General features: G+C 74.4%; 12 protein-coding genes and 1 riboswitch. Of the genes, 6 read left to right on the top strand and 6 right to left on the bottom strand.

Translation table 11 applies throughout. The features are described 5' to 3' along the window. Nucleotides 1-85 precede the first annotated feature (85 nt). The 3 genes from ACGH52_RS18375 (at nucleotide 86) to ACGH52_RS18365 (ending at nucleotide 3824) form a co-directional block, all read left to right on the top strand. Nucleotides 86-1306 (top strand): PP2C family protein-serine/threonine phosphatase, encoded by a 1221-nt coding sequence (locus tag ACGH52_RS18375; protein WP_238696692.1) that lies wholly within the window; start codon nucleotides 86-88, stop codon nucleotides 1304-1306. A 224-nt stretch (nucleotides 1307-1530) separates the two neighbouring features. Continuing rightward, nucleotides 1531-1687, top strand: a riboswitch (cyclic di-AMP (ydaO/yuaA leader). Between the two features lie 11 nt (nucleotides 1688-1698). Then, nucleotides 1699-2742 (top strand): M23 family metallopeptidase, encoded by a 1044-nt coding sequence (locus ACGH52_RS18370; protein ID WP_076975377.1) that lies wholly within the window; start codon nucleotides 1699-1701, stop codon nucleotides 2740-2742. A 137-nt stretch (nucleotides 2743-2879) separates the two neighbouring features. After that, nucleotides 2880-3824, top strand: coding sequence for an aldo/keto reductase (locus tag ACGH52_RS18365; RefSeq protein WP_399940722.1), 945 nt, complete (start codon nucleotides 2880-2882; stop codon nucleotides 3822-3824). A 19-nt stretch (nucleotides 3825-3843) separates the two neighbouring features. Here ACGH52_RS18365 and ACGH52_RS18360 read toward each other — a convergent pair whose 3' ends face one another. Then, nucleotides 3844-5259, bottom strand: coding sequence for a PrsW family intramembrane metalloprotease (locus ACGH52_RS18360; RefSeq protein WP_399940719.1), 1416 nt, complete (start codon nucleotides 5257-5259; stop codon nucleotides 3844-3846). A gap of 10 nt (nucleotides 5260-5269) precedes the next feature. Beyond that, nucleotides 5270-6109 (bottom strand): tRNA (guanosine(46)-N7)-methyltransferase TrmB, encoded by an 840-nt coding sequence (gene trmB / locus ACGH52_RS18355; protein WP_399940716.1) that lies wholly within the window; start codon nucleotides 6107-6109, stop codon nucleotides 5270-5272. 113 nt (nucleotides 6110-6222) lie between these two features. Between trmB and ACGH52_RS18350 the strand changes: the two genes are divergently transcribed. After that, nucleotides 6223-6633, top strand: coding sequence for a Dabb family protein (locus ACGH52_RS18350; protein ID WP_059302901.1), 411 nt, complete (start codon nucleotides 6223-6225; stop codon nucleotides 6631-6633). 33 nt (nucleotides 6634-6666) lie between these two features. Here ACGH52_RS18350 and lhgO read toward each other — a convergent pair whose 3' ends face one another. Further along, a complete protein-coding gene (gene lhgO / locus ACGH52_RS18345) occupies nucleotides 6667-7869 on the bottom strand; it encodes an L-2-hydroxyglutarate oxidase (RefSeq protein WP_210977418.1) in 1203 nt (400 codons plus the stop codon). Between the two features lie 146 nt (nucleotides 7870-8015). Continuing rightward, nucleotides 8016-9437, bottom strand: coding sequence for an MFS transporter (locus ACGH52_RS18340; RefSeq protein WP_076975382.1), 1422 nt, complete (start codon nucleotides 9435-9437; stop codon nucleotides 8016-8018). Nucleotides 9438-10149: 712 nt separating this feature from the next. Here ACGH52_RS18340 and ACGH52_RS18335 point away from each other — a divergent pair. Together ACGH52_RS18335 and ACGH52_RS18330 are read left to right on the top strand one after the other, a co-directional pair. Further along, nucleotides 10150-12267 (top strand): asparagine synthase-related protein, encoded by a 2118-nt coding sequence (locus ACGH52_RS18335; protein ID WP_399940712.1) that lies wholly within the window; start codon nucleotides 10150-10152, stop codon nucleotides 12265-12267. Nucleotides 12268-12715: 448 nt separating this feature from the next. Further along, a complete protein-coding gene (locus ACGH52_RS18330) occupies nucleotides 12716-15997 on the top strand; it encodes a BTAD domain-containing putative transcriptional regulator (protein WP_399940709.1) in 3282 nt (1093 codons plus the stop codon). On the opposite strand, the gene ACGH52_RS18325 is transcribed toward ACGH52_RS18330, so the two are convergent. Further along, entirely contained in the window at nucleotides 15984-17987 is a 2004-nt protein-coding gene (locus ACGH52_RS18325; RefSeq protein WP_399940706.1) for a sigma-70 family RNA polymerase sigma factor, read from the bottom strand. The genes ACGH52_RS18330 and ACGH52_RS18325 overlap by 14 nt on opposite strands. A gap of 185 nt (nucleotides 17988-18172) precedes the next feature. Further along, nucleotides 18173-18970 (bottom strand): TetR family transcriptional regulator, encoded by a 798-nt coding sequence (locus ACGH52_RS18320; RefSeq protein ID WP_399940703.1) that lies wholly within the window; start codon nucleotides 18968-18970, stop codon nucleotides 18173-18175. Between the last annotated feature and the right edge of the window lie 20 nt (nucleotides 18971-18990).

Here is an 18990-nt window from a genome sequence, read left to right as displayed (position 1 = left end):
CTCCCGCTCCCGGAAACCTGGAGTCAGGGACGGCAAGCGGCGCGGACGTGCGGGGTGGCGGGAGCGAGTGGTGCGGCCAGGTGACGTGGAGGACGAGGGAGCGTACGCCAGAGCCGGCGGCCGGCTCCCCGGCGACCCCGTGCCCGACCCGGGCCTCGGCGACGAGCCCCAGCCCCTGTCGTCCCCGGCACCACCGCCACGCCGGCGGACCGGGTACGGGCGCACCTTCGTGCACGCGCTCCCCGTACTGCTGATCGTCATCGCCATCCTGTACGACATCTTCACCCCGAGGTACTTCACCGCCGGCCCCCTCTACACGGCCGCGCCCCTGGTCGCCGCCCCGCTCTACTCACGGCGCGGCACGGCGCTCACCGGCGTCGCCGTGGTCGCCGCGGTCATCGGACTGCAGCTCGGCAAGGGCGTCATCCACTACGTCGACTCCCTCACCGAGCTGATCACCATTGCGACGGTCGCCGTGCTCGCCGTCCTCGTGAACGGCATGGTCCGGCGCAGCAGCGAGCGCCTCGTCTCCGTCCGCGAGATCGCCGAGGCCGCCCAGCGCGCCGTGCTGCCCCAGCCCGCCGAGCGGATCGCCGGTTTCGAGATCGCCGTCTGCTACGAGGCCGCGCAGGCGGACGCGTTCATCGGCGGCGACCTGTACGCGGTGCAGGACAGTGCCCGCGGCGTCCGGCTCATCGTCGGGGACGTGCGCGGCAAGGGCATGGGCGCGGTGGCCGCCGTCGCCGTCGTGATCGGCGCCTTCCGGGAGGCCGCAGAGCAGGAGGCGACGCTGGAGGCGGTGGCGCAGCGCCTGGAGCGGGCGCTTGCGCGCGAGGGCACCCGGCGGGACGGACTGGACGCCTTCGAGGGCTTCACCACCGCCGTACTCGCCGAACTCCCGCACGGCGACGGGACGGTCCGCATCGTCAACCGCGGCCATCCACCGCCCCTGCTGCTCTACGCCGACGGCACCCTCGGCCCGCTGCCCGCCCGCGAGTCGGCGCTGCCGCTCGGCATGGGCGAGCTGGGCGTGTGGCCCGACCGGGCGGAGGAGGTCGCCTTCCCCGGTGGGGCCACGCTGCTGCTCTACACCGACGGGCTGACCGAAGCCCGGGACGTGAAGGGCGAGTTCTACGATCCGCAGACACGGCTGGCCGGCCGGGTCTTCCGGCATCCGGCGACCCTGCTCGACATCCTCGCCGAGGATGTGCGCCGGCACTCCGGGGGCGGCATGGCCGACGACATGGCGCTGCTCGCCGTACGGCGGCCCCGGCGCGGCGATCATGATCATTGTCACGAGCCGTGACGGCGCGAACCCCCTCCGCATAACAACTGACACACCGTCAGAAGAACGTGGCGTGAAGGGGAATACTGAGGCGGGGTCAACTCGCCCGGTTTTCACCGATCGTGAGGCGTACGTCCCGGCCGTTCTCGTTAACGATCAAGAGGAACGGCTTGGAATCAGAGCCCCGCGTCTATTAACGTTCGATAACGCAGCGCGGTCGTCCCAGCCGTCACAGAAGGCGGCTCCGTGCGCACGCGCCGAATCCCGCAAGGGAACCGGGGAACCACCACATTGGGGTGAATCGGGCGTATGCCGCCGTGTCCGCACGGTCGGCGCACACCCGTAGGAGACCTTCCTGCTCCGAACCCGTCAGCTAACCCGGTAGGCGAAAGGAAGGAAAGGAGTACGCCCACGTGGCGTCCAACCGGCCTGCCCCCGAGGCCCCGCTCGTGCCCACCGGGCACGGCACCGACACCTTCGGCTACGACGCCCCCCGCGCCGAAGAGGGTCCCTGGGAGGAGTGGAATCCCACCGCGGAGTCCATCCGCCCCGTACGCGGCCGGCACCGCGTAGCCAAGCAGCGCGGCGGGCTCGCCCGCAGCTCCACCGTCCTCGGCGTCGGTGTCATAGCCGCCGTCGGCGCGGGCGGCATGGCCAGCGCGCAGACCGGCAAGCCGCCGGTGTCCATCTCCATGCCTGACCTGCCGAACGTCGGCTCACTGCTTCCCGGCGACGACGAGACGCCGGAGCCCGAGGGCTCCGCCACCCCGCTCAGCGGCATCACCCAGGCCGTCGCCGCCGACAGCGCGGAGGGCGCCGGCACCGCCGACGCCGGTGAGTCGCTGCGGGCCCGGATCATGGCGCAGGCCGAGCAGCAGCAGTCGCAGGTCGAGGCCAAGGCCGCCGCCGAGGCCCAGGCCGCCGCCGAGAAGAAGGCCGCGGAAGCCGCCGCCAAGGCGGAGAAGGAAGCCAAGGAGAAGGCCGCCGCCGCCAAGAAGAAGGCGGAGGAGGAGGCCGCGAAGAAGGCCGAGGCCGAGCGGCTCGCGAAGCTGGCCAAGCAGTACACGCTGCCGACCTCCTCGTACACGATCTCCTCCACGTTCAACCAGGCAGGCTCCCTGTGGGCCTCCGGCCACCACACCGGCCTCGACTTCGCCGCCCCCACGGGCACGCTGCTCAAGGCGGTGCACAGCGGCACGATCACGTCGGCCGGCTGGGACGGCTCGTACGGCTACAAGACCGTGCTCACCCTCGACGACGGCACCGAGCTCTGGTACGCGCACCAGTCCTCCATCAGCGTCAGCGTCGGCCAGAAGGTCACCACCGGTGACGTCATCGGCCGCGTCGGCGCCACCGGCAACGTCACCGGCGCCCACCTCCACCTGGAGGTGCACACCGCCGGCGGCTCGGGCCTCGACCCGATGGCCTGGCTGCAGAGCAAGGGCCTCACCCCCTGAGCCACCCCGCACCTTGACGCGCCCCGCCGGACACCGGCGGTCCTGACGGCAACCCCCCGACGTCAGGGCTGCCGGTTTGCGGGGTTTTTGCGTGTGCGCCGGAATGGCGTGCTCCGGTGCGGTCGTTGACTCACTACATGACTTCTCTGCGCAAACTCGGCTCCTCCGACCTCGAGGTCTTCCCCCTCGCCCTGGGCGGCAACGTCTTCGGCTGGACCGCCGACCAGGACGCCTCCTTCGCCGTCCTCGACGCCTACACGGCCGCGGGCGGCAACTTCGTCGACACCGCCGACTCCTACTCCGCCTGGGTCGACGGCAACAGCGGCGGCGAGTCCGAGACCGTCCTCGGCCGGTGGTTCGCCTCCCGCGGCAACCGTGACGACGTCGTCCTCGCCACCAAGGTCAGCCAGCACCCCGAGTACCCGGGCCTGTCCGCCGCGAACATCAAGGCCGCGGCCGACGCCTCGCTGCGCCGCCTGGGCACCGACCACATCGACCTCTACTACACCCACTTCGACAAGCCCGAGGTGCCGGTCGAGGAGATCATCGGCGCCCTCGACGAGTTGGTGAAGGCGGGCAAGGTGCGGCACATCGCCGCCTCCAACATCTCCGCCGAGCGGCTCGCGGAGTCCCTGGAGTTCTCCGACCGCGAGGGCCTCGCCCGGTACGTCGCCCTCCAGCCGCACTACAACCTGGTCTCCCGCGACACCTACGAGGGCGAGCTGCGCGACCTGGCCGAGCAGGCCGGTCTCGCCGCCGTGCCGTACTACGCCCTCGCGGCCGGCTTCCTCACCGGCAAGTACCGGCCGGGCACGGCGGTGGACAGCCCGCGGGCGGGCGGTGCGGCCAAGCACCTGGAGAGCGAGCGGGGCCGCCGGGTGCTGGCCGCCCTGGACGAGATCGCCGAGGCCCACGACGCTCCCGTCGCCACCGTCGCCCTTGCCTGGCTGGCCGCCCAGCCGACGGTGGCGGCGCCGATCGCGTCCGCGCGCACGGTGGAGCAGCTGCCGGCCCTGCTGGGCGTGGCCGAGCTGAGCCTGACGGAGGACGAGGTCGGGCGGCTGACGCGGGCGTCCGCCTGAGCGGGCGGACGGCGCGGACCTACGGCCGGTGGGGGCCGGGCGGCGCGTACGGGGCGTACGGGTGGTGCGGCGGGTGCGGGCCGAGGGGCGCCTGCGGCCCGTAGGGGGCGTGAGGGGCGTGGGGGGAGTACGGGAGCTGCCGGGCGTACGGGGCGGGCGCGGTTTGGGGGCCGTACCCGGGGTGCGCCCCGCCGTACGGGTACGCCCACGGCGGCACCGGCCGCGGCGCGGGCGGCGGCGGTGCCGTGGCCCGCGCCGCGTGCTCCAGTGCCGGGCGGGCCACGTCCCGCAGGTGCCACAGGGCCTCCAGCAGCTCCCGCTCCCGCACGGTGAAGTCGGCGCCCGCCCTGCCCCGGCGCCCGCGCTGCCTGAGGAACGCCACCGAGGTCGCGCAGGCCTCGTACCGCGCCACCGCCCGCGCCCCTTCCTTCCCGGCGTGCCGGCGGGCGTACTGCCGGGCGATGCGGCGGGCCCGCATCGAGCCGAGCGCGTACGGCTCGGCGGGCGTGAGCCATCCGGCGAGGACGTACGCGGGCAGTTCGGCCCGTACGGTGCCCAGTTCGCGCTGCCTGGTCCAGATCACCAGCCAGGTCAGCAGGCCGAAGGACGGCACCATGAACGCCGCGTACACGGCGAAGAAGCCGTACTCGCCGAAGGCGGCCGAGCCGTTCCACAGGGCGTGCACGCCCATCGCGAGCAGCAGCCCGGCCAGGGGGAGCAGGGCCCGGCGCAGACGGTGCCGGCCCGCCGAGAGCGCGGCGATGCCGAAGCCGATGCCGGTCAGCACGGTGAACAGCGGGTGCGCGAACGGCGACATCACCACCCGCACGAAGAAGGTCGCCGCGGTGACGGAGGCGATGCCGCTGTCGCCGGTGAGCTGGTCGGTGCCGAAGGCGGTGCCCAGGTACAGGATGTTCTCGGTGAAGGCGAAGCCGGTGGCGGTGACCCCGGCGACGACCACGCCGTCGACGAGACCCGTGAAGTCCCGTCTGCGGAAGAGGAAGACCAGGAGGACGGCGGCCGCCTTGGCGGACTCCTCGACGACCGGCGCTATGACCGTGGCGCCCCACGTGTCCGCGCCGGCCGGGTCGGCGGTCGCGGTCGCTATCCAGCGGGTCGCGAAGCTGTTGGCGATGATCGCTATCAGCGCCGCCGCGCAGGCCCCCCAGGCGAAGCAGAAGAGCAGGTTCCGCCAGGGGCCGGGGTCCACCCGGTCCAGCCAGCGGAACGCGGCTATGAGCAGCGGCACGGGCAGTACCGCCAGGCCCAGTCCCACCAGGAACCCCTGCGTGCCGGTCTGTTCGCGCACCAGGGCCAGGATCACCAGCCCGGAGAGCGCGAGCAGGGTGATCAGCGCGCCGTAGCGGACCCAGGTGCGCTGCCACCAGTGCGTATGCCGGTGCGCACGGGTCGGGTACGGGGGACAGGTGGCCACGGCATGGACCCTAACCGGTGGGGGGCGGCTCCTTGTGCTCTACGCGACGGAAGAGCAGGTCGTTCACCACATGTCCCTTGTCCAGTCCCTGGCCCTCGAAACGGGTCAGCGGCCGGTGCTCGGGACGTGGCGCGAATCCGCCGCCGGGCACGGTGTTCTCGAAGTCGGGATGCGCGGTGAGCACGTCGAGCATCTGCCCGGCGTACGGCTCCCAGTCGGTGGCGCAGTGCAGGACGGCCCCCGGGGCCAGCCGGGTCGCGGCCAGGGACAGGAACTCGGGCTGGATCAGCCGCCGCTTGTGGTGCCGCTTCTTGGGCCACGGGTCGGGGAAGTAGACGCGCAGCCCGGCGAGGGAGCCGGGGGCGAGCATCTCGCGCAGCAGGATGATCGCGTCGCCGTTGCCCACCCGGATGTTGGACAGCTCCTGGCGCTCCGCGAGACCGAGCAGGTTTCCCTGGCCGGGGGTGTGGACGTCGACGGCGAGGATGTTGGTGTCTGGGTCGGCGGCGGCCATGCGGGCGGTGGCCTCGCCCATGCCGAAGCCGATCTCCAGGACCACGGGGCGGTCGTTGCCGAAGAGTTCGGCGAGGTCGACGACCCGGCGGCCGTCGATGTCCAGGCCCCACACGGGCCACAGCCGCTGCAACGCGTCCGCCTGCCCGGTGGTCACCCGGCTGCGCCGGGGCTGGAAACTCCGGATCCGCCGCTCGAAGTGCGACCCGGCGGGATCGGCCTTCGGGCCGTCGGGGAAACGGGGCTCGCCCTTGGCGCGGACGTGGCGCAGGGAGGTCCCGGCCGGATGTGGCGGGGGGCCGGCTTCGGCTTCGGGGGTGTGGTGGGAGTCAGACACAATGCGTCGATTTTAGTCGGCGCACGCGGTTGCGATGGCCTATCGAGCTAGTTACAGTCTATAACTCAAGCGATACTGTGAAGCCTGTTGTCGTACCGTGGAGGAGAGACGCCGTGATTCACCACCAGATCCGCCTCGCCATGCGCCCCGACGCACCGCGGGACAAGGTCGAGGAGGCACTCGAGATGCTCCGCAGGATGGGGCGTGAGATCGACGCCGTCGCGTACTGGGCGGTCGGGCGGGACGTGGGCGGCGACTTCGACTACGGAGCGGTGTTCGCGGTCGAGGACATCGAGGGCTACCGGGCGTACATGCACGCTCCACTGCACCGACGGGTCGACGAGATCGGGCTGCCGCTGGTGCGGCACATGGTCTCGCACGACCTGACCGACGACGAGGACCCGGCCACGGGCGAGCTCATCCGGCAGATCCACGCCGAGCGCTTCGCGGGGGACCCGGCCCTCGTGGAACTGATCGAGGGCCTCGGCTCCTACGAGGGCAGCAGCGCACCCGGGCGTGGCTAGGGGGCGGGCCGGAGGTGCGGGCCGGAGATGCCTCTAGTCCGCCAGCATCGCCAGCGCCCTACGCGCCACCTCGCGGCCGATGGGCAGGGACGCGGTGGCCGCGGGTGACGGCGCGTTCAGCACGTGCACCGCGTGGGCGCCCTCCTTGATCAGGAAGTCGTCCACCAGCGTGCCGTCCGCCAGCACCGCCTGCGCCCGCACCCCGGCCGGGGCGGCGACCAGGTCGCCCTCCGTGACCGCGGGCAGGAGCCTGCGCACCGCCGTCGTGAACGCGGACCTGGACAGCGACCGCCGCAGCTCGCCCGCGCCGTACCTCCAGTGCCGCCGGGCTATCCGCCACGAACCCGGCCAGGCCAGGGTCGCGGCCAGCTCACGCGGGTGCACCACGCCCCAGCCGTATCCCTCGCGTGCCAGCGCCGGCACCGCGTTCGGTCCGACGTGCACACCGCCGTCGATGCCCCGGGTCAGATGCACCCCGAGGAACGGGAACGCCGGGTCCGGCACCGGGTACACCAGTCCCCGCACCAGCTCCGGCCGCGCCAGCTCGTAGTACTCGCCCCGGAAGGGGACGATCCGCATGCCGGGGTCGTCCCCGGTCAACCGGGCGATCCCGTCGCAGTGCAGCCCGCCGCAGTTGACCAGGGCCCGGGCGCGGAGCACGTCCCCGGCGCGGGTGCGGACGGCGACCCCCAGGCCGGGGCGCCGGTCGACGCGGTGCACCTCGGCGCCGTAGCGGATCTCCGCCCCGGACGCGCGGGCGAGCTGCCGGGCCACGGCGCCGTAGTCGCAGATGCCGGTGGTGCCGACGTGTATGGCGGCCAGGCCCCGGACCTCGGGCTCGTACTCCTGGATCTGGGCGCCGCTCAGCTCGCGCACCGGTATGCCGTTCTCCCGGCCGCGCTGGACGAGGGCGTGCAGGCGGGGCAGCTCGGCGCGGTCGGTGGCGACGATCAGCTTGCCGGTGACGGCGTGGTCGATGTCGTACTCGGCGCAGAACTTGACCATCTCGGCGGCGCCCCGGACCGCGTAGCGCGCCTTCAGCGAGCCCGGGCGGTAGTAGACACCGCTGTGGATGACCCCGCTGTTGCGGCCCGTCTGGTGGCGGGCGGGGCCCGGCTCCTTCTCCAGGACCGTGACCCGGGTGCCCGGGGCGGCGCGCGTGATCGCGTACGCCGTGGACAGGCCGACGATCCCGCCGCCGATCACCAGCACGTCACAGTCGAACGCTTGTTTCATATCCCGGTCCACCTCCCGGCTTCGATAGTGCACTGCGCCACTGACAATGCCTTCAAACCCGGAAGCGGGCGGTCCGTCGCGGTCCGCGTGGTCCGTTGCGGTCCGTCGTGGTCCGTCGCGGTCTGTCGCGGTTCCGTCGTGGTCCGTCAGGCCGGGGTCACCAGCAGGGGGCGGGCGCGCTCGCGCAGCTCCACCACGCGCGGCTCGTCGCCGTACGGCTCCAGGCGGTGCAGGAGGTCCTTCACGTACTCGGTGGTGCGGGCCGAGGAGATGCGGCCGGCCACCTCGACCGCCCGCACGCCCTGCTCGCAGGCCGCGTCCAGATTGCCCGACTCCAGCTCGGCCACCGCCGAGACGACGAGTCTGAGGCCGTGCGAGCGTACGAACTCCTCCGTCGGCTGCGACAGCGCCTGCTCGGTGAAGCGGCGGACCTGGCGTGGTGCCTTCAGGTCGCGGTAGCACTCGGCCGCGTCGGCGGCGAACCGGTCGTAGGAGTAGAAACCCAGCCACGACGGATCGCTGTCACCGGGGCGGGCGCGCTCCAGCCAGCTCTCGGCGGCCTTCAGGGCGGCCCCGGCCGCCACCGCGTCGCCCGCGCGCGCGTGGGCGCGGGCCTCCACCAGGCGGAAGAAGCTCATGGTGCGGGCCGTGGCCAGGCCGCGGTTGCGTTCGAGGGCAGCCTGGGCGAGGTCCACGCCCTCGTCGCCGAAGCCGCGGTACGTCGCCTGGAGCGACATGGAGGCCAGCACGTAGCCGCCGAGCGGAACGTCGGCCGCCGCGCGGGCCAGGCGCAGCGCCTGGATGTAGTACCGCTGGGCCGCCTCCTGCTGGCCGGTGTCGAAGGCCATCCACCCGGCCAGGCGCGTCAGTTCGGCCGAGGCGCCGAACAGGGCGCGGCCGACCTCGTCGGAGTAGGAGCCGAGGAGGAGCGGAGCCGCCTCGACGCGTAAGCACTCGGGGACCATCGACGAACGCCAGTCGCCGCCGCCGTACTTGGAGTCCCAGCGTCTGGCGTCCTCGGCGGCCTCGCGCAGCTTCTGCACGTCACTGTGGCCGACTTTGAGCGGTGCGCCGGAGCCCTCGGCCGGGCCCACCTCGCGCGCCACCGAGCTGTCGGCCGGGGTTATCAGCCATCGCGAGGCGGGCGTCGCGTACGCGCTGACCGCGAACGACCCGGCGAGCGACTGCCAGATGCCGCCGCCGGTCCGGCGGCCGGCGAGGTCGAGACGGTACAGCTCGGTGGCGGACCTGACCGCCTGGCCGACGTCCCGGGGGAAGGCGAGGCCCACCTCGGGGGCGGGGTCCGCGTCCGCCAGGCCGATCTCGTGGAGCGGCACCGGACGGCCGAGCTTCTGGCCGATGGCGGCGGCGATGAGGTGCGGCGCCGCGCCCTGCGGCACCATGCCCTTCGACACCCAGCGCGCCACCGACGTCTTGTCGTAGCGCAGCGTCAACCCGCGCTGGGCGCCCAGGTCGTTGACGCGCCGGGCCAGTCCTGCGTTGCTGATTCCCGCGAGGGCGAGAACGGCGCCGAGCTTTTCGTTCGGCCCGCGTTGCTCCCTGGACATGCGCCACCCCTCGACACAGACGGCTGCCGCGCTGGCATAACCACGCGGCATTCGTAAACCCAGCGTAGTTCGCCGCATCCCAGGCGTTAAGAGGCATTGTTCCGGATGGCGGGATTGTGGTCCGTACTCAAGTGCGGTGTATGTACGGTCTGTTGCCACGTGCTCCCGATGTGTGGCCGTGCGCCTGTCCGTGCGCTCTTCTCCGGCCACGGCGGGAGCGTTTCCATGGGCGGTGCGTGGGTCGGCCCGCTGTACTGGATCCAGTGGGCTGGGGGACGCCGCCGCCTACATCCCCGCGGGCGGCGGACCGGTCCGGGGGGCGAGTCCCGTCCCCCGGACCGCGCGCCGGCGGCATGACGCCCGGTGGTGCGCAGAGTTTGTACGGAGCGTGTTCGAATGCGACTGCGTGACGTTGATTTGGCTGAAAATCACCTCTGGTGATTTCGGGGTACTACCGCCCTCACCACGGGAGTTGAGGGCGCGTGGGGGAGCCAAAGGGCGCGTTGCGGGGGCGCATTCGCGTCGTCTTCACTTCCTCCCGGACGGTGTCCGAGGGGCGGTGCAAGGGAGCCGGCGTTCTCGCGTGAGTCTCCGCGAGAGCGCCCGCAGGGAGCACACGCGGCTCCGCCGACGCTCTGTGGCGCGCCCTTCATGGCAGCATGGGGACCAGTTCGTACGGTGCACTGGTTGTCCCCAGCCTGTGGAGGCGTCGATGCGGTGGTTGGTGGGGTGGAGCAGCGCCGCCGTGGGAGCAGCCGGGTTCGCCGGGGCGGCCGGTTCCGCGGGGGCCACCGGCTACGACGGCGAGACCGTGCAGCCCGTGGGCGCCCAGCCGTTGTGGGGCGACCCCGATCCGCTGTGGGCGGTCGGCGACTGGCGCCCCGACGAGGTGCGCGTCGTCAGCGCCGACCCGCAGACCCGGATCGCCGTCCTCGGCATCTGCGGCGCGAGCGACGAGCAGTTGCGGGTCGCGCTGTTCGCGGCGCGCGGGGGCGCGCTGCGGCATCTGACGGCGTGGCCCGGCAGTTACACGGCCGTCGTCCAGGTGGGGCGGCGGATCACCGTCTGCGGCGACCTCGCGGGCGCGCGGCCGGTCTTCCACACCCCTTGGGCGGGCGGCACCGCCTACGCGACGGCCGCGCTGCCGCTCGCCGACCTCGTCGAGGCCAACCTCGACTTCGGCCACCTCGCCGCGCTGCTCGCCGCGCCCGACGTGCCGGCCGCGCTGGACGACTCCACCCCGTACGACGGCGTGAAGCGCGTTCCGCCGGGGCATGCGCTGATTCTGCGCGCCGGGGCGCGGGAGATCGCGGGGTACGAGCCGGTGGCCTCGCTCGCCGTGGCGGCGCCCGCGGCGGATCCCGACCGCGCGGTGGACGGTGTTCGGGACGCCCTGGTGGAAGCGGTGCGTACCCGGCTCGCCGCACCCCGGCACGTCCCCGGCGACGGCATCGACCCCGGGCCGGTCCCGGGCATGGGGCCCGCGGAACGCCGTGCGGCGCGCGGGATGCCGGTGCCGGGGATCGGGGCCGACCTGTCCGGCGGGCCGGCCTCGGGCACGCTGGCGCTGCTGGCGGCCGGGCTGCCGGGGATGCCGGGGACCGTGCTCGGACACGGCACCGGGGCGGGGGAGCGGCTGCTGGCCGTCACCTTCAACGACCTCGCCGTCGGCGGGCAGGAGCCCGAGCTGACGCGGGCGGGCGCGCTGGCGGCCAACCCGCGGCTGCACCACGTGGTGGTCACCGGCGGCGAGGACATGCTGCCGTTCACCGCGCTGGACGGGCCGCTGACCGACGAGCCGGGCTCCTTCCTGGTCGCCGCCGCGCGGCACCGGGCGCGGCTCGCCGCGGGGAGCGCGGACCACTTCACCGGGTACGGAGCGCGGCAGGTCCTCGACGCGCATCCGGCGCGCCTCGCCGACCTGCTCATGGACCGCAAACGGCGGCACCTGGTCCGGCCGGTCGCCGCGCTCGCCAAGGCCGACGGGTCGGTACTGGTCCCCGCGCGCGTGTACGCGGCGGCGCGGCGGCTGGCGCGCACGCCGTACCGGAGCGGGCTTGAGGTGCTCGCCGAGCGGCTGCTGCGCAGACGCTTCGACACGCCGGGCGACGGGGCGATGGACGCCTCGCTGGCCGCGCTGACCTGGGCCGGGCCGGGGCCGGCGGCGCGGTGGCTGACCGGAGAGGCGCTGGCTGAAGTATCGGTTCGCCTCCAGACCTCTTCGCAGCGGTCGGGGGTGGGGCCGGGGCAGCGGCCGGGGGACTTCCGGGCGCGGGCGGCTCTGGCGCGGCACGCTTCGGAGGTGCGGGTGCTGGAGCAGGCCGCGGAGATCCGCTTCCAGCGGCTGCACACGCCGTTCCTCGACAACCAGGTCGTCCGGGCCTGCCGGGCCCTGCCGGAGGCGCTGCGGGTGCAGCCGGGGGCCCGGGCAGCGATCCTGCGGACGGTGCTGGAGGGGGCGGGCGTGAGCGAGCTGCCCAGCGGGTGGGGGGCGCCCACCCAGCAGCTGGCGGCCACCGCCGCGCGGACGGGGCTGCGGGTCGCCGCGGACTCGCTGCTGGGGCTGTTCGACACGCCGTTGCTCGCGGAGGCGGGGCTCGTGGAGGCGCGGGTCGTGCGCAAGGCGGTGCGGGCGGCGGCCGCGGGGGAGCCGCTGCCGCTGGACGGGCTGGCCGACCTCGTCTCGCTGGAGCTGTGGCTCGGTCGCCTCCTCGCCCGCCGCGGCACCTGCTGGACCGGCACCCCGGCCCGCCAACGCGCGGTACCCGCGGGCATCGCGCCGCAGCGGGGGGCGCTGGGCGGGGCTGGGACGGTTGCGCGGAGGGTCTGACGGGGTGCCTGCGGCGCCTGTGCGGGTTCGGTGGGGGTGCGCGTTGCGCGGTGTGTCCGGTGGGTGGGTCGGGGCCGCGCCGGGGGGTGTCCGTCCTCGGAACGGCGCGGAATCGGTTGGCCACAGAACTCACCGGCGCGGACGCGCCAACCGCTGCGGGCGGACACCCCCCGACACGTCCCCTGCTCGCCGTACGCGGCTCTCCCGCCGCCTCGTCCCCGCTGCGGGCAGTCGCCAATTGCCCCCGCTGCGGGCAGTCGCCAGTCGCCCCAGCTGCGGGCAGTCGTGCCGCTGGGGCGGCACGGGTGGGCGCAGCGGCACCCCGCTACGCCGGGCCGCGCTCCCCACCCCCGCGCCCACACCCGCGCCGGGGGACCAGGAAACGCCGGATCACTGATCGCATCCGCGCCGGGTGCCCGCACCGGACCGGTGCGGCGACAATGACCCCGTGCGGTACAGAATCCTGGGCGTCACCCAGACGGAGGGCCACGGCACCGTCGCGAGCCCCGGCGGCCCCCGCCTGCGCGCGCTGCTCACCGCCCTCGCCCTGCGCCCCGGTGACGTCGTCACGCCCACCACGCTGATCGACGAGGTCTGGGCGGGGGACGACCCGCCGCAGGACGCCCCGGCCGCCCTCCAGGCACTGGTCGGCCGCCTCCGCCGTACCGTCGGCAAGGAGGCCGTCGAATCCGTCCCCGGCGGTTACCGGCTCGCGGCGCCCCGCGACGACGTCGACCTGTTCGTCTTCGAGCGCCTCGTACGCCAAGGCACCACCGCCCTCGGACACGGCGACGCCGAGACCGCCGCCCGGCACCTGGACGAGGCACTCGCCCTCTGGCGCGGCCCCGCCCTCGCCGACCTCCCCGGCCACGCCGCCGGCCCCGAGGCCCTGCACCTGGAGGCGACCCGCACCCGTATCGAGGCCGGTCTGCGCCTCGGCGACGCCCACGACGCCGTACCGCGGCTGCGCCAACTGACCGCCGCCCACCCGTACGACGAACCGCTGCACGCCCTCCTCATCGGCGCCCTGCGCGCCACCGGCCGCGACGCCGACGCCCTGGCCGCCTACGAGAGCACCCGCCGCACCCTCGCCGAAGGCCTCGGCACCGAACCCGGCCCCCGCCTGCGCGCCCTGCACGCCGAACTGCTCGGCGCCCGGGGAGCGGTGCGCGCCTCCCCGGCTCCCGACGGCCGCCGGGGCAACATCAGGCCCCGGCTGACCACCTTCGTGGGACGGGAACTCGAGCTCGACGCCCTCCGCTCCGACCTGCGCGGGTCCCGCCTTGTCACCCTCACCGGACCGGGGGGATCCGGCAAGACCCGCCTCGCCGAGGAGGTCGCCGCCGGGCTCGACCAGGCGTGGCTGGTCGAACTCGCCCCGCTCGACCGTCCGGAGGCCGTGCCCGGCGCGGTCGTCAACGCCCTCGGGCTGCGCGAGACCGTGCTGCTCACCGGAGACCGGCCCGCCGTGCAGGACGACCCCGTCGCCCTCCTCGTCGAGTACTGCTCCCGGCGCAGCCGGCTCCTGGTCCTCGACAACTGCGAACACGTCGTCGGCGCGGCGGCCCGGCTCGCCGAGACCCTGCTGACCCGCTGCCCGGGCCTCACCGTCCTCGCCACCAGCCGGGAACCCCTGGGCGTGCCCGGCGAGTCGGTGCGCCCGGTCGAGCCGCTCACCCCCGCGCAGGCGCAGCGCCTGTTCACCGCGCGCGCGAGCGCCGTGCGGCCCGACGCGGACGCGGTCCTGCGCGACGAGGAGGCGGTCGCCGAGATCTGCCGGCGCCTCGACGGGCTGCCGCTGGCCATCGAGCTGGCGGCCGCCCGGCTGCGGCTGCTCACCCCGCGGGAGATCGCCGACCGGCTCGACGACCGCTTCCGCCTGCTCACCTCGGGCAGCCGCACCGTCCTGCCGCGCCAACAGACCCTCCGCGCGGTCGTCGACTGGTCCTGGGACCTCCTCGACGAGGCGGAACGCACCATGCTGCGCGAGCTGTCCGTCTTCGCGGGCGGCTGGGACCTCGCGGCCGCGGAGACCGTGGGCACCGGGCCCGCGGCGGAACTGGTCGGGGCGCTGGTGGACAAGTCCCTGGTCGTCGCCGACCCGGGCGCCGAGGGCACCGGCATGCGCTACCGCATGCTGGAGACCATCCACGAGTACGCCGAGGAACGCGCCGCCGAGGTCCCCGGGCTGCGGGAGTCCGCCGAGCGCGCGCATCGCGCGTGGGCGCGCGCCCTGGCCGAGGAGGCCGACCCGCGACTGCGCTCGGCCGGGCAACTGCCGTACATCTCCCGCCTGGAGACCGAGCACGACAACATCCGCGCGGCCCTCGACCGCTCCCTCGCCGCGGGCGACGAGCCGGAGGCCGCCGCCCTCGCGCTCGCCATGGGCTGGTTCTGGTGGCTGCGCAACTACCGCCACGAGGGCGTCAGGTGGCTGGACCGGGTGCTGCGCCTCGGAGCCGCCCTGGACGCGGCGGACGGTCGGGTGCCGGAGGCGGACGTCCTCGCCCGTCGGACGGCTGCCGCGGACCCCGTCGACACGCTGCTCGCCGTACCGGAGGACAGCCCGCCGCATCCGCTCGGCTCCCTGCGCATGCGGGTGCGGATGATGCACATCCTCCTCACCTTCGAGACCGAGCCGAGGGAAGGACTGCTGGACGAGCGCATGCGGCGGTACGTCCGGCGGGTGCGGGACCACTTCGCCGCGGGCGGCCCCGAGGCGGCCCGGGTGCCTGGTCTCGTGTGGCCGCTGACCGAGTTCTTCGTCAGCGACTCGGGCGACGTGCGCGGTTCCATGGACGCCTCCGTCGCCAACTGCCGTGCCTACGGGGGCGAGTGGGAGATCGCCGCCAGCCTCATGTTCCGTACCCATGCGGTGGTCGACCTCTCGGGCACCCCGGTCGGCATCGACGACGACCTCGCGGAGATGCGCGTGCTCAGCCGCCGCGTCGGCGACCGCCTGGTGGAGGCCCAGGTGTGCAGCGCCTTCGGCGAGGCCGCCATGGTCCGCGGCCGCTACGAGGAAGCCAGGGCCGAGTACGAGGAGGCCCTGCGCCTCGCCGAGGAGGTGGGCGCCTTCGCGGAGGCGCCGTTCCTCATCGCCCGGCTCGCCGAGATCGCCTACCGCGAGGGGGACCACGGCACGGCACTCGGTGTACTCGACGAGGCCGGTGCCGCGGCGGACCGGTACGGCGTCGTGGACTCCAAGGCCTTCGTCCTGATGCTGCGGGCCGGGCTCGCGGTGGTCGAGGAGGACTTCGCGCGGGCGCGCGTCCTGTGGGAGGCCGCCCGCGAGGAGTGCCTGCGCGGCACGCCGCCGCCGCAGTTCCTGGCGATGCTCGGGCTGGTGGACGCGCTCGTGACGGCGGGCGAGTCCGGCCCGCGGGCGGCCCTGCCGGTGCTGGCGGACACCCTCCGGGAGGCCGTCGCGGAGCGGTGCGCCGACCTGGTCCTCGCGACCCTCGTGGACAGTGCGGCCGGGCTGCTCAGCGACTGCGGAGACCACGCCCGCGCGGTGCGGCTGCTCGGCGCGGCCGGCCACTGGCGCGGCGACCGCCCGCGCCCCATGCCGGACCGCGCGCACGCCGAGCGTGCCGAGGCGGCCGCCCGCGCTGCCCTCGGCGGTGAGCGGTACGCCGTGGAAATGGGCGCGGGGGCCGTACTCACGCCCCTGGACGTCGTCCGGGAGCTGGGGGCGGCGGTGGGGCAGCGGGCCCCTACGCGCAGGTAAAGCGGGACTGGGCCCAGTCCGCGAGGGCCACCGAGTCGAAGGGGCTGTGCGGCTCGGTCACCAGCCGGAGCGTCTCGCGGCCCGTGATGTCCACGTGGACCGGTACCGCGGGGTCCCCGCCCTTGACCATCCCCGAGTTCCACAGCCGGACGCCGTCGGCGTACACCGAGAAGTGGACCTTGCCCAGCTTCATCGTCAGGTCGTCGACACCGGCCAGCGCGTCGTAGGACGAGCAGTCACGGTTGAGGTCGACGGTGACCGAGGAGCGTCCGTGAACGGTGACGCCGTGCGCGTACCGCACGTCGTCGATCGTCAGGGCGGAGCGCTGCCACACCCAGCTGCTTCCGGCCAGCCGCATCTCGGGGCCGGTGCCGTCGCCGCTCACGTCGTACGCCAGCTCGCTCCACTGGTAGACGGTCGGGGCGGGCGGGGGCGGTGGCGGCGGTGATGGTGTGGGTGGTGGTGGAGGTGTCGGGGTGGGGGTCGGCGTTGGGGTTGGGGTGGGTTTGGGGGGTGGCTTCGGCTTTGGGGTGGGAGAGGGCGTGGGGGTCGGCTTCGGGGTCGGGGTCGGGGTCGGGGTCGGCTTGGGGGCTGCCACCGGCGCGGGTGGGCGGGGCGGGCGTGTCGAGGGCGTGGGTGTGTCGGGGGCGGGCTGTGCCACCGGGGAGGAGGCGGGTGGGGCGGCCTTGGGCGGTTCCTCGTCGGGGGTGTCGTTGCCGACCAGCGCGAGGGCCAGTGCCGCCGCGGCGGCCACCGCGACCACGCCGGCCGCGATACCGGCCTTCACCGGTGCGCCCAGCCCCTCGGAGGCGGCCGCACCGCCTCCGGCGCCCGCTCCGCCGGAGCCGCCGCCGCTCGCCGCGGCCGCGGCTCCCGCCGCACCGGCGCCCGCGCCCCCGGCGACGAGCCCCGCCGCCTTCGCGTATCCGGCGACACCGAACCAGCCGATGACCGCGACGGGCACCACGGCGGGAATGCCGCTCGCGACCTCCTCGATCTGGGTCGCGGCCAGCCGGCACCTGGCGCACTCGTCCAGGTGCTTGCGCAGCCCGCGTTCGGCCCGGATGCGCAGCCTGCCGCGCGCGTACGTGCCGAGCTGGTCGGCGTAGCGGGCGCACTCCTCGTCGGTGGCGAGGGCGTCGCTGACATGGGCCTGGAGGTAGGCCTGCTTCAGCCCCTCGCGGGCGCGGCTGGCGAGGACGCGGGTGCCGTTGGCGTCCAGCCCGAAGAGCACGGCCACCTCGCTCGGCGACTCGTCCTCGACCTCGGTGTGCCACAGCACGGCCTGCCACCGCTCCGGCAGCGACCGGAAGGCCCGCATGGCCATCGACTGCTCGGCCTCGTGCATGGCGCGGACGTCGGCGCCCAGCTCCAGGGTGTCGTCGTCCGCCTTCGACGGGTGCGCGGCCTGCGCGGCGAACACCGCGAAGTCCTCGACGAGTTGCTCCCGCCCGGCCGACCTGGTCCACCCGGCGGCGACGCGCCGGACCGCGGTGAGCAGGTAGGCGCGCACGGCGTGCTCGGGTCCCGAACCGCCGCGCACCGCCTGGAGCATGCGGGCGAAGACCTCGGCGGTGAGGTCGTCCGCGGTGTGGGCGTCGCGGCAGCAGGTGCGCGCGTACCGGCGCACCGCGTCCGCGTGGCGCCGGTACAGCTCCTCGTAGGCAGTGTCGTCGCCCGAGCGCATCCGCTCGATCAGCTCAGCGTCGGACGCCGGAAGCTCCCGCGGCGGCGGCAGGATGCCACCGTCGTACAGCTCCCGCGGCGGCGGCAGAACGCTGTCCTCGTGCAGCTCGCGCTGCGCCGGAACCCCGGTCTCCGCACGGTCCCCGTCCCGTCGGCCGTGGGCCGGGCCACCCTGGCCCGGCACCTGCGGCGCGTCACCGTCCCGGGTGTCGCCTGCTTCTACGTCACGGGGACCGCTCTCCCCGTCACCGGGACCGTTCCCCCCGTCACCGCCGAGTGACCCGTCCCGCCCGTCAACGCTCATCGCGGAAAGCCCCCGCCAACCTGCCCAGCCAGTCCGAACACCGGGTCAGCGTGCCATATGGGCTTTTCCCCAGGACCCCCCTGTGCCGACCATCACTCGTCCGGGGGGGACTTGCCCCACCGCGGTAATAACGCTCAGCCGTTCGGGGAAGGATGGACCGGCCGCCCGACGGCTCCGCCGCCGTCTCAGGCCGGCCGCGACCGCAGCCCCTCCAGCAGGATGTCCAGCAACCGGGCCGAAGCCGCAGCCTGCTGGGCCGGGTCGGGCAGCGAGGGCGCCGCCGTGGCTATCACCAGCAGGACGTCCGACACCGACACGTCCGGCCGCAGTTCACCCGCCGTCCGTGCCCGCTCCACGAGCCGGCCCACGACCTCCAGGAGCGCCGCGGCCCCCTCGTCGACCGCCACGGAACCCGCGACACCGGCCGACGCCCCGGCCCTGGCGGTCTCCTCGGGCACCAGGCGCAGCTCGCCGGTGCCCGGCTGTATCCGCTGCTGCGGCACCCGCGCGTCACCGGCCGCCGCACCACCGGCACCGCCGTCGGTGTCGTCCGGCACCCCGACCCGCAGTACCTGCGGCGGCAGCAGCCGCCCGGCGCCCGAGGCCACCGACGTCCGCAGGAAGCGGGACAGCGCCGACCACGGCTCGTCCTCCTGCCCGAGCGCGGTGCGCGCCTGGTCGGTCAGCCGCGCCGTCTCCTCCTCGGCTATCCGGCGCACCAGGACGTCCTTGCTCGGAAAGCGCCGGTACACCGTGCCGACACCGACCCGCGCGCGCCGTGCCACGTCCTCCATCGGCGCGCCGTATCCCAGCTCGCCGAACACCTCCCGCGCCGCGCGCAGCACGTGCTCCAGATTGCGCTGGGCGTCCACGCGCAGGGGCGCGTTCCGTGCCGCGTCGCGTGCGCCGCCCGCCGCCGCGTTCATCGCACCGCCGGGTGCGACGGCCGACGCGGACGACCAATGAGAATCCTGAACATGCATAGACAATCCCCCGGTAATGA

It is taken from the genome of Streptomyces sp. BBFR25, assembly GCF_044590125.1.
Classification (GTDB): Bacteria; Actinomycetota; Actinomycetes; order Streptomycetales; family Streptomycetaceae; genus Streptomyces; species Streptomyces canus_D.
The sequence above is the reverse complement of the archived record's forward strand: the minus strand, read 5'-3'. Positions and strand labels throughout refer to the sequence as shown.

Bases quoted from the DNA above. Each gene is read 5' to 3' on its own strand.
- ACGH52_RS18340 (WP_076975382.1), bottom strand. From the start codon at position 9,437: ATGTCCAGGGAGCAACGCGGGCCGAACGAAAAGCTCGGCGCCGTTCTC.
- ACGH52_RS18325 (WP_399940706.1), bottom strand. From the start codon at position 17,987: ATGAGCGTTGACGGGCGGGACGGGTCACTCGGCGGTGACGGGGGGAAC.
- ACGH52_RS18335 (WP_399940712.1), top strand. From the start codon at position 10,150: ATGCGGTGGTTGGTGGGGTGGAGCAGCGCCGCCGTGGGAGCAGCCGGG.
- ACGH52_RS18320 (WP_399940703.1), bottom strand. From the start codon at position 18,970: ATGCATGTTCAGGATTCTCATTGGTCGTCCGCGTCGGCCGTCGCACCC.
- lhgO (WP_210977418.1), bottom strand. From the start codon at position 7,869: ATGAAACAAGCGTTCGACTGTGACGTGCTGGTGATCGGCGGCGGGATC.
- ACGH52_RS18365 (WP_399940722.1), top strand. From the start codon at position 2,880: ATGACTTCTCTGCGCAAACTCGGCTCCTCCGACCTCGAGGTCTTCCCC.